General features: G+C 40.9%; 14 protein-coding genes. 7 read left to right on the forward strand and 7 right to left on the reverse strand.

What is annotated here, in order from left to right; translation table 11 throughout:
- Positions 1-8 precede the first annotated feature (8 nt).
- Positions 9-266, forward strand: a complete 258-nt coding sequence (locus tag DUT70_RS12465; protein ID WP_113647660.1) for an Imm32 family immunity protein — start codon at positions 9-11, stop codon at positions 264-266.
- Between the two features lie 362 nt (positions 267-628).
- Here DUT70_RS12465 and DUT70_RS21425 read toward each other — a convergent pair whose 3' ends face one another.
- Entirely contained in the window at positions 629-871 is a 243-nt protein-coding gene (locus DUT70_RS21425; protein ID WP_394342352.1) for a DoxX protein, read from the reverse strand.
- Positions 823-1,050, reverse strand: a complete 228-nt coding sequence (locus tag DUT70_RS21430) for a hypothetical protein (protein WP_240432100.1) — start codon at positions 1,048-1,050, stop codon at positions 823-825. The genes DUT70_RS21425 and DUT70_RS21430 overlap by 49 nt, the downstream gene beginning before the upstream one ends.
- 404 nt (positions 1,051-1,454) lie before the next feature.
- On the opposite strand from DUT70_RS21430, the gene DUT70_RS12475 reads away from it, so the two are divergent.
- The 5 genes from DUT70_RS12475 (at position 1,455) to DUT70_RS12495 (ending at position 8,971) form a co-directional block, all read left to right on the forward strand.
- Positions 1,455-2,285: a helix-turn-helix domain-containing protein gene (locus DUT70_RS12475; protein WP_113647661.1), complete on the forward strand. Its 831-nt coding sequence runs from the start codon at positions 1,455-1,457 to the stop codon at positions 2,283-2,285.
- A gap of 139 nt (positions 2,286-2,424) precedes the next feature.
- Positions 2,425-3,693 carry a hypothetical protein gene (locus DUT70_RS12480; RefSeq protein ID WP_113647662.1) on the forward strand — a complete coding sequence of 423 codons (1,269 nt, stop codon included), beginning with the start codon at positions 2,425-2,427 and terminating at the stop codon, positions 3,691-3,693.
- Positions 3,694-3,728: 35 nt separating this feature from the next.
- A complete protein-coding gene (locus tag DUT70_RS12485) occupies positions 3,729-5,489 on the forward strand; it encodes a S41 family peptidase (protein WP_113647663.1) in 1,761 nt (586 codons plus the stop codon).
- A 24-nt stretch (positions 5,490-5,513) separates the two neighbouring features.
- Entirely contained in the window at positions 5,514-8,039 is a 2,526-nt protein-coding gene (locus DUT70_RS12490; RefSeq protein ID WP_113647664.1) for an erythromycin esterase family protein, read from the forward strand.
- A gap of 8 nt (positions 8,040-8,047) precedes the next feature.
- Positions 8,048-8,971: a ketopantoate reductase family protein gene (locus DUT70_RS12495; RefSeq protein ID WP_113647665.1), complete on the forward strand. Its 924-nt coding sequence runs from the start codon at positions 8,048-8,050 to the stop codon at positions 8,969-8,971.
- A gap of 27 nt (positions 8,972-8,998) precedes the next feature.
- On the opposite strand, the gene DUT70_RS12500 is transcribed toward DUT70_RS12495, so the two are convergent.
- The 4 genes from DUT70_RS12500 to DUT70_RS12515 all read right to left on the reverse strand — a co-directional run bounded on the left by DUT70_RS12500 (position 8,999) and on the right by DUT70_RS12515 (position 14,817).
- Positions 8,999-10,147 carry a M28 family metallopeptidase gene (locus DUT70_RS12500; protein WP_113647666.1) on the reverse strand — a complete coding sequence of 383 codons (1,149 nt, stop codon included), beginning with the start codon at positions 10,145-10,147 and terminating at the stop codon, positions 8,999-9,001.
- Positions 10,148-10,219: 72 nt separating this feature from the next.
- Positions 10,220-11,143, reverse strand: a complete 924-nt coding sequence (locus DUT70_RS12505) for a DUF6607 family protein (RefSeq protein ID WP_128353361.1) — start codon at positions 11,141-11,143, stop codon at positions 10,220-10,222.
- A gap of 16 nt (positions 11,144-11,159) precedes the next feature.
- Positions 11,160-12,341, reverse strand: coding sequence for a PepSY-associated TM helix domain-containing protein (locus tag DUT70_RS12510; RefSeq protein WP_113647668.1), 1,182 nt, complete (start codon positions 12,339-12,341; stop codon positions 11,160-11,162).
- 67 nt (positions 12,342-12,408) lie between these two features.
- Positions 12,409-14,817 carry a TonB-dependent receptor gene (locus DUT70_RS12515; RefSeq protein ID WP_113647669.1) on the reverse strand — a complete coding sequence of 803 codons (2,409 nt, stop codon included), beginning with the start codon at positions 14,815-14,817 and terminating at the stop codon, positions 12,409-12,411.
- Positions 14,818-14,964: 147 nt separating this feature from the next.
- Here DUT70_RS12515 and DUT70_RS12520 point away from each other — a divergent pair, with 147 nt between their 5' ends.
- Entirely contained in the window at positions 14,965-16,167 is a 1,203-nt protein-coding gene (locus DUT70_RS12520) for an NAD(P)/FAD-dependent oxidoreductase (protein WP_113647670.1), read from the forward strand.
- Here the strand turns inward: DUT70_RS12520 and DUT70_RS12525 are convergent, their stop codons facing one another.
- Positions 16,168-16,869 carry a DUF4397 domain-containing protein gene (locus DUT70_RS12525; RefSeq protein WP_113647671.1) on the reverse strand — a complete coding sequence of 234 codons (702 nt, stop codon included), beginning with the start codon at positions 16,867-16,869 and terminating at the stop codon, positions 16,168-16,170.
- Positions 16,870-17,125: the final 256 nt, after the last annotated feature.

Here is a 17,125-nt window from a genome sequence, read left to right on the forward strand (position 1 = left end):
AAAGATATATGGAAATCATAGTAACAGTCCCTGAATATTTAGATGAAGGCCTCAAGTTAGATTGGGAAGATGGATTTGAGATCGAATCGAAGGTAATTAACGGAGAGATCATGATTTCTGCCAACAAGGCTGGGCTAATTTCCTTGGCAAAACACCTATTAACTTTGGCACAGGATAACGTTCCTGCAAACCATCATTTTCATTTAGATGAATGCAACGGTTTAGAAGAAGGATCAAATCCATTGGTTATTCAAAAGAAAGGTTAATCGACCCTAATTAGTTAAGAGCTTTTTGTCCTCACGCTTTCAATAAAATTTTCCTACCGATAACAGCAAATGCTCGGCTTTCTGTTAAATCATTAACTTTTCCAGTTTTCAACTCACTTTTCCACAATGAAACCTCCATGCACCACTGCAGGGAGGTTTCATTGTAACAATAATTCCTTCTTACACTAGTGCATGGCGCTTTCATTGTAACAATGATTTCGTCTTACACCAGTGCATGGAGGTTTCATTGTAACAATGATTGTCATTACGCGAGTGTTTGGCGGTTTCATTGTCATCATCGATCCTATTTTGCAAAAATGATGTTATTGCATCTCCACGACCACTTACGTTACTCGCTTTTTTTAGCCATTAATGCTAAAGGGAAACGAAGCTAGGTTGGCCAATAAAAAGGCTCCAGCACTACCTACCCATACCGAATAATCGAAAGGAGCTTTAATGCCCAGCGTTAAACTCATGCAAAGGGCAAAAGCCATCAGCATTAAGCCTGTTAAAGTAGCAGTCCAACGCAGTTTAAAACCTACCATCAATAATAAACCTAACATACTTTCAGCAAAGGTGGCCAAATATGCATTGGTCGTTGCCAATCCGCTAGGTAAAAAGCGGTGATTTTACCCGTATAAGCAATGAAGTTTTCCATATTTCCCCAAGCAGCATACTGTTGCGGCCAGCACCCAAGCCTATCTGCCACTGCCGACCATAAGGCAATACCCAATGCAAATCTTAGAAATAGCTGCGGATAGTTATTATTGATCTTATTTTCCATGATACCAGTATTGAATAAAAGGTAAAAGTAGGAGGGTTAAGGCTCAGAAAACTTAAACTGGTTTAAGAAAAGAAGGGAAATTCAGGGGAACCTATATTCGCTATACTATAGATGGTTAGGGGGGTGGAACCTCTCCTAATCTCTGCTTGAAAAGTAGAGGGACAGAAAGTGCGTTTTGGATGGCAAAGTTCAAAGATCTCTCCGCTGCGGTCGAGACGACGATAATAAGTATGGGTAGTGAAATAGTAACGATTAACCAGTTCAACAAATCATCAATTAACCAACAGTTAACAAAGTTTTGCTACTAACCCCTAATCCCTAAAAACAACAATTCCTAGGCTTTATACGTTGTATATTAGTCGATTCCTTCCCACGCATCAATTTATTTTATTTAATTTGCCGCTATGTACTTCAAGTTTATAAGACCCCAAAATGAGTTACTTCAAAAGTACTTGGAAGGCTTTTATATCTTTGCTACCGATACCGTGGAAGATGCGCTGGAGTATATCGTGTTTCCATCCAACCATGTCATCATCTCTATTTACAACCATACGGCGCTACAAATAGGTAAACAAAGCATTGCCGTAAAAGAGGATCCTAGTTGCGGATTAAATTCCCTGGCGACCTTTGGATTTTTACAGCCCATTACTTTTTCCTACCAGCATCCCATTAGGGAAATTGCCTTTTGTTTTAAGTCGTTAGGTCTTAATCAATTCCTGAAAAATGATCTTATTGATTATTTTGAAAAAGAACTGTTTAGTTTTTTCCCTTTTGCTGATTATGAACAGGAAATGATTTCCCTGTTGGAAGAAAAGCAGGAAGATAAAATTCAGCAAAGGATAGAAGCTTATTGGCTTTCTAAATACGAAGAAAAGGATTTGGGACTATTGGAAAGAGCAATGGAATTACTAGAACAGCCCCAAAATACCATTCAACAGGTTGCCGACGAACTTTCCATCAGCAGGCAGCACATGAGCAGACTGTTTAATACGCATTTATGCAAAAGCCCATCGCAGTTTAGGAAAATAGCCCGATTTAGACAGACCCTGCAAAACAGGGTAGAAAACGTAAAGCAGCAAGATAGCCTTACTTCTCTTACGTACGAAAGTCTTTTTTACGACCAGTCGCACCTCATCAAAGATTTTAAAGCACTTACGGGAATGAACCCCCAAAAGTTCTTTAGTAAAAACCAGGCTTTTGAGAATGGACAAATCAATTGGTTCTTTCCTGACTAGGTTCCATTTTTACAATTCGCTACTTTTTGCTTTAAATAATTTAGCCCTTCTATTTGGATGAAGGGACGGCTAGCGGTTTGGTTTAGTCCTTTGCCCATTAACGAACAATTAAAAGGAACCAAAGACAAATCCGTAGCACATGAAAAGTAAAAGGCTCATCTTTTTCATCTTCCTTAACCTATTTTTTTACCTGAAAGGCAATGCGGCCACCACGCTTGTTGCAGGCGATATTGCCTTTGTGGGCTACAATGCCATGAAAAATTCCAATGAGCAATCCACGTTTTCTTTCGTGATCCTTAGGCCTGGTGGTATCGAAAATCAAACCGCCATCTATTTTACGGATAATGGTTGGAGTACCGCGACCAATGCGCTTGGGACTAGCGAAGGGATCATCACTTGGAAAGCCGCTGCTGATTTGGCACAATACACCGAGGTGAGGATTACGGCAACGGGCCAGGCCTCAGTAAGTGTAAGTGCTTTAACGGGAACGGTTACAACTTCAGGCTTTTTTGTGCTTTCTTCGGCAGGCGACCAAGTATTGGCCTATACAGGAACTGCTTTAGCACCTACCTTTATTTCGGGCATCCACATGAACAGTGAAATTGTAGGCGCAGGTAGCCAACCCACTAGTGCTGCGGCTACTTGGGATAAAATTGCCAGTGCCAACGGGCCAACAGGATGGAGCTTGACCCAAAACCGATCGGCTATTCCACCAGGACTTACCAATGGCACCAATGCTATCATGGCGGTATTATTGCCTGGTACGGCTAATGCGGAGTCTGATAATAGCCGTGTAGATTGCGATAAAGCTAAAGGTACTGACTTGAACCAGATTAGGTCAAAAATACACAACCCACAAAACTGGCTATTTAAAGATGATACGGATAACCCTTACCCTTTGCCCATTAATTGTACTTATGTAGCCCCGCTACCCGTAGGTTTAGGTACCGTGTTAGCAAGTAGTAAGGCCAATACCGTACATGTAAAATGGACCACCTTTTCTGAGCAGAACAACGATCGCTTTGAGGTACAGGCCTCTGTTGACGGAAAAACCTTTGTCACCTTGGGTACTGTAAGCTCAAAAGCCGTTAATGGCAATTCGAGCCAAGTGCTGAACTATGATTTCAGTGCCGATTTAACGCAGCAAAAAACACTTACTGGGATGGCCTTGCTGTCCATATTAGGGATCCCATTGCTAGTCATTCGCCGTAAGCACATGAAGAGTGGTGCAATCTTGAGCCTTATTTGCTTAAGCTTATTAGTGATCTCTTGCCAAAAAAATAAGGATGAACTAAAGCAGCCTGATAAAAAAGACCTATTTATTAGAGTAGTATCCTTAGATAAAGATGGCGGACAGCACCTGTCATCCGTAGTGCTTGCCGTTCCCAATGATCCCCTTAAAAAATAACCGAATCCATTTGAGCCATTATAACAATCTTTCACATGAAAAAACAATCATTAAGCCTCATCTCACTAACTAAATCCATCTTTTTAACATGCTCAATAAGCTTAACGCTCTCCTTTTTTTCGACACTCTATGCCCAAACCACCACGGCAGCGCCTAGTACAGGTTCATCCATTACCCTTAGCCAAGTGAATAGCCAACAAACCGAAGACTTGGTACTGCTAGGCAAAGTATGGGGCTTTTTAAAATACTACCATCCCAAAGTAGCCGAAGGTACACTGAACTGGGACGAAGAACTATTTAAGGTAATGCCCCAAATTTTAGCGGCAAAAGACAAAAACCAACGAAACCTGACACTATATACTTGGGCCAAGTCATTGGGCGAGGGCCATACTACTGTGGTAAAAGATACCCTTGCGGTAAGGTACCAACCTAACCTTAGCTGGATAAACCCGAAAACCTTTGGAAATGAGTTGAGCCAATTGTTGTTGAAAACAACGACTTATGAAAGAAAGCCTGATAACCACTATGTAAAAATCTATTCGGAAGACATGCCGCTGCCGTACTTTAAAAACGAAGCACCCTATAGTAGCTTCAAATATCCAGATGCAGGCTACCGGTTGTTAAGTCTTTATCGCTACTGGAACATGGTCGAATACTTTTATCCCTACAAAACTACCTTGAAAGAAAGCTGGGACAGCACCCTAAAAGGGCTGATCTCGTCCTTTGTAACTGCCAAAGATGAAATGGCTTATAAGCTTTCGGTGGCAGCAATGGTTGCCAAGATACAAGACTCGCATGTGGTGTTATCTATTTGGGCTGAACCACTGCTTTACGAATTTCAAGGCAAATTAAAACCTGCGGCAAATGTGGTGTTTGTAGGCAGTAAGGCCGTGGTCTCTAAAAGCTTGGCAGATGCTACAAACGATGCCAAAGAATTGTTAAGGGGTGATGAAATCATGAGTATCAATCATCAAAGCATCGAAACCATTTTGAAAGAGCGCTTACCTTATACAGCGGCCTCTAACTATCCTACGCAGCTTTCGAGAATAGCCACCAATTTGCTTAGGACAAATGATACGGTGATGAATTTAACCATCAAACGAGGTGATGCGGTGAAAGAAATTACGATTAAAACATTGCCTTGGGTTAAGGCCATTGTTAAAGAAAATGAAAACGAACCCTCTTTTAAACTGCTAAGCTCGGATATTGCGTATCTGCATCCAGGAAAACTGCAAGTTAAAAACCTCGATTCTATCATGAAGATAGCCATGAAAAGCAAAGCGATCATCATTGATATGCGTACCTACCCCCGAGAAACCATGTTCACCATGGCCGTAGGCAACTATTTGTTTGGCAAGTCGAGCGCATTCTGTAAAATGACCAAAGGCAGTGTCACCAAGCCTGGGCAGTTTAGCTATCTGAGCGATAGTTATATGGAAAACATTAAAATAGGGAAGGACACCAGCGATTACTACAAGGGCAAATTAATTGTACTGGCCAATGAAAGTACCCAAAGCTTTGCCGAAATGAGCTTAATGGCCTTTAAAACGGGCCCAAACACCACCATTGTAGGTAGCCAAACTGCAGGTGCCGATGGCAATGTAACGCCGCCCATTATTTTGCCAGGCAACATTAGGACCGTGTTTACAGGAATAGGCATGTACCATTTGGATGGGAGCGAAACACAGCGCATTGGGATTGTGCCCGATATTGAAGTGAAGCCAAGTATTGCAGGTATTAAGAACGGGCAAGATGAGGTACTTGAAAAAGCCATTGCCTTTGCCAACAGGAACTAGCCTCCGCCTTCAAAGTATTTTTTAATGAAAAAGATGTTGATTGGCCGATTGAAATTCGGCAAGTATCTTGCCTTGCTATGGCTTAGTTTACACCTGTCGGTTGCATTGGCACAAACAAAGTTATCTGTGGTGGCCACTCACAATGGTCCGTATTCGGCTTTGTTTGGGGGTAAAAAAGCGGATAGTATTAAGCGGCTAATTGGCAATGCACAGGTGGTATTATTAGGCGAGCCTACGCATGGCGATGGTGATATTTTTAAGTTAAAGACAGAAATGATAAAGTTTCTGCACCAGGAAATGGGCTTTAGTGTGTTGGCTTTTGAAAGTGGCCTGGTGGATTTGGCCTTGGCTAACGAAGCCATTGCTGCGGGTGAAAACACAAGCCAAGCTTTGGAAGGTAGTATCTTTAATATTTGGACGGGGAGTGCCCAATTTCGCCCATTGATGCAATATGTAGAGGAGCACAAAACTTCCCTTCAAATGGCAGGTTTCGATTCACAGTTAACAGGGACCTATTCTGCTGATGCTTTTGTAGAGGAAATCAGAAAACTGCTGAGTCACTTTAGCAAGGATGAAAAGGCCGTAGCCAAAATCGATTTTGATCAAATGGATGAAGTGATAGGCCACTTGAACGAAAGCTTTGAATTTCCTCTAAGTTCCTCCATTGCAACCTTCGAAAAGTTTAGCCTAGAAAGTATTCGCTTATTAGGCCAGTTAACACTGCCTAACCAAACCATTGTACATCACAGGGATTTTTTGGTGCAGGGATTGGAAAGTACCTTGGCTTTGGCCAAAAGCTATGTGGTACAAAAGCCCAGTGCAAAGTCTGAAAGCAGTTTTGTGGCGACAGATAGTAATCCAAGAGATCAACAAATGGCCGATAACATTTTGTTTCTGATGCAACACTATAAGGGCCAAAAGATCATTTGTTGGGGAGCCAATACTCATTTTGCTAACCGTGTTGATTTGCTGAACAATGAGGAATTAAAGTCTTATTTCCCCATAGGCCGCATCTTGAAACCGATATTGAAGGAAAAGTTGTGCATTATTGGCGCAACCGCAGGTAGTGGTAGTTACGGTAGCTGGACCGAGGAGGTGCGCAATTTACCTCCACCTTCAGCTAATGCTATTGAACAAACGCTCAACACACAAGCTATTACTGCAGCTTTGGTAGACTTAAAATCTGCTCCAAACCCAACAACTTCCTATGCGATCGAATACACCCCCTTAACTGGTCCATGGGAGCAGGTATTTGACCTATTGTTGTACGTAAAAAGTACTGGGCCATCTACACCCTACTTAAAGGAAGAGCCACCAGCGAGCAATATCAGCCAACAAACAACGTCAATTCCATCAAACAATGTTGTAAAAGAAAGTACCGTAGACCAAACGCTGCAAAACCAAACGCTCATTAAAATTAAAGCCAGCATTAAAGATGCCGTAACGGGTAAGCCCATCTCCTTTGCCAACATCCAATTGCCAAACGACATAGCACATACAGTGGCTAATGAGGCAGGCATCTTTAACTTAAATGTCCCAGCCGATAAAAACCTTAGCCTTAGTATTTCGCATGTAGGCTATCAAACGCAACACATTTTGCTCAGTACGCTTAAAAACAATGCCATGGTCCAGCTAAAACCCCAACCTCAGCAACTGCAAGCGGTAACCATTACAGCCAAACGAACGGATCCTTTTCAGGTATTAAAAGAAGCCATTGAACTTATTCCCCAAAACTACATCCAAACCGATTTTAATGCCAACTGCTATGTGCGCACCCAAAGCACTAACGTGGATACTTTACTGGCCGATGAAGAATATGTGATTAAACTTTACGCTGAAAACGGTTACCAAAAGGATGATCTTTATGCGGGGAATGTAAAACAAGCCAATCTTAAAAAAATACCGTACGCTGCTGGCATTTTTGTGCCACTTACAGGAAGTTCCGCATGGCTCAACAATGCCGATTTGATGAAAACCAATCCTATATTTAACCTCAAGCTGCTTAAAAAGTTCCAATTAACCTTAGATTCGGTAATTTACCAAGGCGACGAGAAGATCTTCGTCATCAGTTTTAAAGCTAAACAAGCTACCCACCGCGTAACGGGACTTTACTACATGAAAGCTTATAGTGGTACACTTTATATCAATCATTCAGACAAAGCCATCATCAAAACTTCGGTGAAGTGGGAAAGGGATACCGCCATCATGAACCGTTATGCCCAAAACAGTTTTAAAAAGAATCTCCCTAATCCCATCTTTACTAATCGCTATCAAGAAGAGAATATTTCTCTCACCAATTTGTACCAGCGTACTGCTACTGGAAAATACGTGGTATATTATGGCTTCATGAGTTGGCAGTACGAGGGTAATCGTTTAAAAGATGATCGCAAGTTGGACGTAAAATCGTCCTTATTGTTCCTAACGGATCAGGTGAGCACAGATCAAGTGGAAAAAATAGATCGACGAACGGCTTTTTATTATTTGGCAAAGGTGCCTTACAATGCCTTGTTTTGGGAGCAGTATAACCGTCCCTTCTTAAATGATCAATAATAGGGGAGATGAAGAAAATTTTAGTAGTAGGTATTGGGGGAGTAGGCGGATATTTTGGAGGAAGGTTAGCCAAGTCGTATCAGCATAGCGATGAGCTTGCCATTTATTTTTTAGCGCGAGGAGAAAACCTATCGGCCATACAAGCAAATGGTTTAACAGTAGTGGAAGGAAATGAACGTTTTAACACAAAGCCTCATTTAGCTACGGATGATCCGACGTGGATTGGCCCAGTAGATTACGTGGTGCTGTGCATTAAAAATTACGATTTGGACGAATGCCTTTTACAATTAAAACCCTGCATTGCTGAACATACTGTCATATTGCCTTTGTTAAACGGTGTGGATCATCGCGAGAAAATACAAGCGGCTTATCCCCAAAACTTGGCGCTAGCAGGTTGTGTTTATTTGGTGGCTAGGCTAGCTGCGCCAGGTTTAGTGGAAAACACAGGAAAAGTATCGAGCTTGTTTTTTGGCCACAAGGACTTAAAAGATGACCAACTTTTATGGTTAGCGGAAACATTGCAACAAGCAGGTATCGAAGCCACGTTAACACAAGAAATAACACAAGTAATTTGGAGGAAATTTGTTTTTGTATCTGCTATTGCCACCGCTACCTCATTCTATCACCAAAGCGTAGGACAAATTGTGGAAGATCAGGAAATGGACCGTTCGCTACGGCAGCTCATTCATGAAGTGTGCAGCTTGGCCAAAGCTAGCAACGTAGGGCTTCCAGACGATATAGAATCGTTAACTTATCAAAACCTTTGTAAATTACCTTATGCCACCACTTCCTCTATGCAGGTAGACAGGGCAAAGCATGCTGCAAAAACGGAGCTTGAATCCCTAACAGGATATGTGGTTCATCAAATGCAGCAGTTGAAGTTGCCGTCTCCCACGTTTAAATTGATGTATGATCGACTCAAGCAGTCGTAGGCCCAATTGTTCTTTGGATTTCATCCATTAGTTGGTGATAGCTGTACTAAAATCAACAAACAGTTTAAACAAATTTTCGTAAGCCGTTAAGGGCAATGTTTCCGCTTTATCATCTACATCATGATAAGCCGCAATACCACCTTGTGTATAAAGAAAAAATGCAGGCACACCCTTTTCTGTAAAGAAATAATGATCGCTGTTGGCAGCCTTGCCTCTAGCGTTAATTTTTGCGAGCAATTGCTTTTCGTTGTTGATTTTGTTCAGCAAAGCAAATTCTTGTGCGTGAATGGTGGCGTTTACCACGGTTGCACCCGTTTCGCCCGTGCCAACCAAGTCTAAATTCCATAAAAAGCGAATGTTTTTAAGAGGAATCAAAGGGTTTTCGGTGAAGTATTTGGAACCCAATAAGCCTGCTTCTTCGGCCGCAAAGCAGATAAAAGCGACGCTGTATTTCGGTGGATGGACAGCATAGTACTTGGCCAAATCTAGCAACATGGCTACGCCGCTGGCGTTATCATTAGCTCCTGGGAAAAAGGTTTTTGAACCCATGCCACCCAAATGATCATAGTGAGCGGTAAATACCAAAATCGAATCGGGTTTTGTCGTTCCCTTAATGATGGCGCCGACATTAGCTGCGGTAAAATTGGGGACCAGTTCATTGGTCATATTAAGCTCGATGTGTGAAAGGGGCAATGAAACCGAATTTTTGTTGACCTCTACAATGGTGTAATCAAGAGCCTGCTGCGAAACTGACCATGTAAGCTTGGGTTGCAGGCTAATGGCAATTTGGCCGCTTTTACTTAAATAAGTAGTACTGTCTTTTTGAATTAAACTATCGCTAGCGGTAGTACCCTTGCTGGCCTGATGGACGATAAAATCCTTACCAGGGATTAATGTTTTCCCGTTTAGTTTCAGCGACATGTTGCTTGGGAAAGTGTTTACGGGAAAAGAGAAGAACTGCTTGTAGCTATTGCCGCTCAATGGAGAAAGCCCAAACTTTTTGAACTCGTTTTCAATAAAATCGGCAGCCTTGCCCATGCCATTATTGGTGTAACCGCGTCCCCAATATTTTTTTGAGGTAAGCGTGCTGATGGTTTTTTTGGCGTAGTTGAGGTCTTGTGCAAAGGATTGGAGACAGCCAAGACTAAGTATCGCAAATAATAGGATTCGGGACATAACAAAAATGCTTTGTGCCACAAGATATAAATTTGTGTGCACAAAGCATTTCGATCTATGGGTGAAAAGGAATTATCCTTTTACCAAATAAGCATTGATGATTTTGGTGATTTCTTCTTTGTTTTTAGCCGAAGTCCAGTTCTCTTTTACCGATTGCGCATTAGCGGCGAAGAATTTTTCGTAAAGGAGCTTGTTGTCTACTTTCGAAGTTAATTTAATGGTGCTGTTGTTGGCAAATACATTATCCCAAATGTCACGAGCATCTTTCCAGAAACCTTCGTTCTTTTTCCACCATTCCTGTGCGTAGCCAAATGACTTTGGATCTGTTTTCACAAACTCCTCTAAACCTTTTTCTTGGGCAATTAATTTATCTTTTGCACCTGGCGCACGAACAATTTTCTTGTTGTCTTGCTCAAACATCCATCCCGTAGGGGTGATGTATACAAAGTTACGACGGTTCAATACGTTATAGTCGTTACGTTCAGTATGCTCACGGCGTGGAAGCGGCGAATCTGAATAGCTTAACCATTGTGATCTACCATCAACATGAACCCAGCTACCAATGGCTTGGTAACGTGGACTGTCATCTACTTGAAAAACCTTTTGGGTCCATTTGCCTTTATATTCTTCTGGCTTTAAGGTTACGTTTTTCCAGGTGTCTTCTTTTTCAAAAGCTAATATTTTTGGATCTTCATAAGTCCAATCCTCACGCCAGTGCTTAATGATCATGCTGTCGCCTCTCATGACCAAAAGGTGTTGGATCACGATTTTTTTAGGCGAATCTTCTACAATGATGGCAATCTCTTTAGCTGAAGAGCGGTGTCTGTCATGAAACTTGTAATCATCATCAGGAGAAAAGGTCTCTGCGTAGTTAAAAGTAACTTTATAGAAGCCTGCCAATGATTTAATAGCGTTGCGATCTTGTTCTAACTTGTTTTGGGCCGCAACACTCATAGCGGCACATATTAACACGATAATTAAGTTTATTTTTTTCATTTTAATGGGATTGATTTTAATTTATTTGTGTTTTCGGCTGTTTGGATGGGTTAGATTTTTTCTTTTTTCGTCCAATCCAAATAACTAATCCAGTAATTGGTAAGCTCGCAGCAATTAAACTGGCGATAAACGCTAGGATTTTTCCAGGCAAGCCTGCAATTGCTCCAATATGGATATCGTAATTCATTCGGATGATTTTATCTGCTGTACTCGTATTCTTAAATCTACCAAAGACATGCTTTACCTCAATTTTTTTTAACGTATGCTGATCAAAGTATCGGTAATCGGCTTTCCAATAAGTATTTGGATCTGGATTTTTAGCAATCTCTATCGCACCTTTTGTATCCTCAGGAATATGTACGTCGATGCTGCCCTGAAAAGAGGGGTCTTCTTTAAGAGATTTAGCCCAAAGTTGGTCAGCGGCCGCAGCATTTAATTGAAGTTTAGCCGAATATGTAGTATCAGAATAGGTTTCTTCAAAAAGGTTCATGCTTTTACCTCCAGAGCTTGCCCAGTAAACCGATTTGGCAAACCACTGAAATCCCATGATCATTCCCGTTAAACCAATAAATATGGCGATGAAGGCAATGTAAAAGCCCAATACATTGTGTAGGTCATAATTTAGCCTGCGCCATTTTGATTTCAGTTTTACCGTGAACCGTTGTTTTCTTGCTGCTTTGCTCTTTGGCCACCATAAAATTAGACCAGAGATGAGCAAGAAGACAAACATCATGGTTGCTGTGGTGAGTATAGGTTGGCCAATTTGCGGAGGCAACCATAGGTAGTAATGGCCCATAATCACGACTCTGAAAAAGTCCTCATCCATGTTTTTTACCTTCAGGACTTCTCCAGTGTACTGATTGACAAATACGATATAGTAATAGGTCGGCGAATCGTGGTAATAAACAACTTGTGTCGTTCTACCAGGCTGATAAGTTACGCTATGCGCTTTTTTGTTGGGTAGGGCTTTATCGGCAATGGCCTTGAGTTGCGTAGGCGCTAAAAGGGGCTTACTTTGTGTTTCTGTAAAGCGGTAGGGTTGAGTCGCATCCTCGATTTCCCTTTCGAAAGCCAAGATGCAGCCTGTAATACCCAAGAAAACTACAAATAGTCCTGATAATAAGCCAAGCCACAGGTGCAGCCTACCTATCCAATACTTAAATGTATGTTTATTTTTTATCGGTTTTTTATAGCCCATACGGTTTAATCTAAAGCAAAACCAACCTAGCTTCTAGCCAGGTTGGTTTTGGCAATAAGAAGGTTAATTAAAATTTATAGGCAATACTTAACCTATAATTTCTTGGCGCTTCTGCTTGCCACGAATACACGCCCAAGTCGTAACTAGGGGCATTCCAATAGCCCGTGTAGTAAGCACCTGTGTATAAATATTTGTCTAATACGTTAAATACATTAGCATTTATCCTCAGGCTCTTGTTCTCCCAAAATAATCCGCCATCTAGTTTAAAGTAATCAGGTAGGTTTCGCTCCTCGTTGGTGCCGCTGAAAGTACCCATGGCACGGCCAGCTAAATGACTAAAGCCAGCCGAAATGCCAGCACCTTTTAAGGTACCATTTTGCAAAGTGTAGCTTAACCATGCGTTAGCGGTATGTTTAGCAAAGCCTGGTACGACCTCTCCAACGGCAACGCTTTTAACGCCAGGAGCAACTTTGGTTACTTTTCCATCCGTATAAGCGTAGTTAGCAATCAATTTTAAGCCAGATATGATTTCACCACGAAGATCAAACTCAATACCTTGAGCCCTTTTTTCGCCGATAACGATGCTGTAGCTTTCACCAGCGGTATTTGTTGGATCAGCAGCTAACTCATTTTGTTTCAAGATACGGTAAACCGATACGGTAGTGTTCCACTTGCCATCTAACCAATCTTTTTTAATCCCAGCTTCGTAATTGGTACCAGTTAGTGGAAGGTTTTTTTCGCCATTGCGCAAAATGCCCGACTGTGGCAAGAAGGACTGATCGTAAACGGCATAAACGGCAGTGTTTTTATCAATTGAGTAACTTAAACCAATTCTTGGCGTAACCTTTTTTGCTTTTTCAGCATTGGCGCCGTAAGCAGATTGGTTAACATAAGTATATCGCCCAGCTAAAGTTAACCTTAGTTTATTGTCAAAGAAACCTAGCTCATCTTGTAAGTAAGCACTTAGATATTTTTGGTCGATGATATTCGTTCCAGCTCTTACTTTTAAGCTAGTGCTTCTATCAAAAGCTGGATATCCGTTTGCTGGATATCCGTAATTGGGATTGTTAACGTTAAAAGGTGCACTTGGTAAATCTAAATCATGCGATTGTCCCCAATCAGCCATGTAATCTTTTTTACCACCATCAAATCCTACTAAAATTCTATGTACAATACCACCAGTTTTAGCTTGACCATTCACGAAGAATTGAGCCAATTTCATGGTGCTTTCTGCATCCCAAATGGCTACATTTCTAATGATGGTGTTATTAGTGTAGACTGCGGAAGGCCAAGAGCTGTAGCCATTTTGTAAATATTTTGAATACGCTACTTGCGCAGTGGCTTTCCAAGTATCGCTGAAATTATGCTGCAAGTTTATAAATGAACTATGGTCGTTTATTCTGGTATCGGGTACTCCGGGCTGAGTTAGAGTAAAGTTTCTTGGTAAAGTAGCATAGCCATTAGGACTAAAAATGTAATATGAACCTACTTCCGTCATTTTTGCATTTTGTAAAGCATACTCGGCTGTGATTTTGGTTTTATTGCTTAATTGATAGCTCAATGATGGCGCAAAAGTATAGCGATCGTTGTTTTCAAAAGGCCTAAAAGAACCTTTGGTTTGTGCCGCTGCATTTAGCCTAAATAGCAGCTTGCCATCGTTGGTAATTTTATGATCGAAATCAATAGCGGTTCTATACAGATCATAGCTTCCCACGGTGAAAGAAACCTCTCCTTTGTTAATTCCTGTAGGCTTTTTGGTTACTACATTGTATAGCCCACTTGGGTCGCCGTTACCTAGCATAAAGCCAGCAGGTCCTTTTACAAACTCGATATGGTCTACAAAGCTCATGTCTTCAGTTAATGGCCCCCAGTAAGAATTCACAAAATTGAAGCCGTTACGCATTGCCTGTACTTGAGAACCTCTCATTTTGATGTTGGTGTATAAGTCTCCCCAATGCTCAGCTCTGGCTGCACCACTTACGTTTCTTACTAAACCGTCGCTCATGCTGATGATTTGTTGATCTTTAATGAGCTGTTCGCTCACAGTTTGTATATTCTGTGCTGCTTCTAAGAGAGGTTCGTTTAACCTGAGGGAGGCGGACGGCAAGCTTACTTTATACTTGTTTTTCTTACCTGCAATAGTTACTTCTTTTAATGCCTCATTATTTTCAGTAAGTATGAAGTTTACATACGCTGTTTCTCCCGCACTAACGGTAATTGATTCTTCTTGGGTGTTTAAGCCAACCGCACTAACTTTTAAGATATAGCTACCTGGTTTTATCTTATGGAAAGTGTAGGCTCCGTTATCATCAGTTAACGTATTTTGTGTTTTTTCTTTCAGCCCTATGCTGATAAAAGCAGCGGGCTGGCCGTCAGATGTCGTTATTTTCCCTTTTATACTTCCATTTTGTTGAGCAAAGGCCGTATTATGAAATATAATCAAAAGTATGAGCGCTAAACGGAGTCGTATTTTCATTTTATTATTATTTGGATTAATTCTAAACTGCTGCAAATTAACGACACCGCTCCGTTTAATCCAAATTATTTTTAATTATTCTAAATAAAGATGTTTGTAAGCTCGTAACTTTTTCGCTTTTCTACTGTTGTTGAAAAAAAACATCTTATGGACATTAGATCTAATGAGCCTTATTGGCTAGTCAACAATGGTATTTTAAATGCTTATCCTTCTTTACGAAAAGATATGGTTTGCGATGTTTTAATTGTTGGTGCAGGGATCACAGGAGCATTAATGGCGCATGCTTGCGTGGCCGAGGGTTTCAATACCTTGCTTATTGATAAGCGGGAAATTGCCAATGGAAGCACTTCCGCAACCACGTCGATGCTACAATATGAAATTGATGTGCCTTTATATCAACTGGAGAAATTAATAGGAGAAGTTGGGGCAGTGTCCAGCTACAAAGCTTGTAGGAACTCCATTTGGGATTTGAAGAAAATTGCTGAAGAAATTAAATCAGAAGCGGGATTTCAATCTAAAAACTCACTTTACTTTGCGGGAAGCGGAAAAGATGAAAAGTGGCTGAAATTGGAATTTGAGAAAAGACTGAAAGCAGGATTCGATGTGAAATGGTTGGATAAAGAGCAAATTCAGGCTAACTATGGTTTGCAATCGGAAGGTGGGATTTTATCAGCAGATGGCGCTAGTGTAGATGCTTTTAGGTTGGCTCATGAACTGTTGGCGTATAACCACAAGAGAGGTTTAGCCGTTTTTGATAAAACCGAGCTGATGAAAGTTAAATATCTAAAAGATGAAGTGTTGGTAGAAACAGATACCAATTCTAAAATTAGAGCGAAAAAGATCATTTATTGCACTGGTTATGAAAGTGCAAAGCTCATTCCAGAGAAAATAGTGAATTTAAAAAGCACTTATGCGATGGTTAGCGAACGTATGAATGGCGCTACCTCTGCCATTTATGATACGCTTTTTTGGAATACAGATAGCCCATATTTGTATATGCGGAGTACTGCAGATCACCGTCTTTTGGTAGGGGGTGAAGACGAAAATTTTAGAAATCCAGTATTGCGAGATGCCTTGTTAAACAAAAAAGAGAAGAAACTTTTGAAGGCCATCAATAAGCTGATGCCCAATATTGACTTCATTGCCGACTTTGCTTGGTGTGGTACTTTTGGCGAAACAAAGGATGGATTGCCTTACATTGGCCCTCACCCCAAATTCCCAAACAGTTATTTTTGCTTGGGATTTGGAGGGAATGGAATTACGTTCTCGGTAATAGGGGCCAATATGATCGTGGGAATGCTACGAAACGAAATAGATCCCCTAGCTTATTTTTTTAGGTTTGGCAGGTAATTATTGATGTACAATGATTTGCCCGTTGAAAGTCCTTTCATTAGCATCTGGGGTAACTTTCCCGCCTGCAAGTACGGTATAGAAAGTACCTTTTACAAGTGTTCTTTCAACCGTAGCTTTTACGGTGGTAGTTGAAGCGCCTTTGATTTCTAATACTTTTGCACCAGGATCAACGGCTACAAACCCGCTGTAGGCCTTATACGCTTTATTGGTAGCAAGATTAGTAGTGGCATCTTTAATGCCTAAATCTAAAGCCGCTGCATCTGGAGATAGGTTGATAAAACGAACATAAGCTTTTTCCGTAGAGGTGTTTGAAAAGTCATCAGTTAAAAGTAGCCCGTCGAAATTACCGCTAGTACCTACCAGATATAAGGTAGAAAAAGCGCTAGTTGCTATAGCAACATTTTTGGTATAAATAGAAGCAGTTTCGCCAGCTGTGGTGAACTTAACATCATAAGTGCCGGTATTAAGTTGGGCATATTTTATGCCGCCAGCATAAGGTAGTGCGGCACTATTGGCTTTCGTAGTGTTAATATACGCATCGTAAGTGGTTGAGCTAGGAGAAGCATTGTAGATACTTAGAGATCCATAGTTTGCAACTGGTGTGTCACTTTTTCCACAAGCAGAAATTAAAGTAACTGCGGCAATCGCAAGCAAAAGAAATAAAGCTTTGAATGATGATTTTGTATAGGTTGTATTCATGTTAAAGAGTTGATGACAATTTAGTCTGTCTGAAAATTAAGTTATAAATATACAAATATTGGTTTTATCGATTTTATTTCGATGTTAAACTTTGTTAAATAAAGGATTTCGAATGCTAGCGGTCGATTTCTTTTAAGGCAATACGCAAGGTTAATCTGTTTCGCTACAAGTGGGACATAAATATCAGATATTCCTGCTTTTTCGAATATTAAGGAATGTTAAACAAAATGTAAAAAAATACGAATTCTATTGCACA

The sequence above is a fragment of the Pedobacter chitinilyticus genome, assembly GCF_003313385.1.
GTDB lineage: Bacteria > Bacteroidota > Bacteroidia > Sphingobacteriales > Sphingobacteriaceae > Pedobacter > Pedobacter chitinilyticus.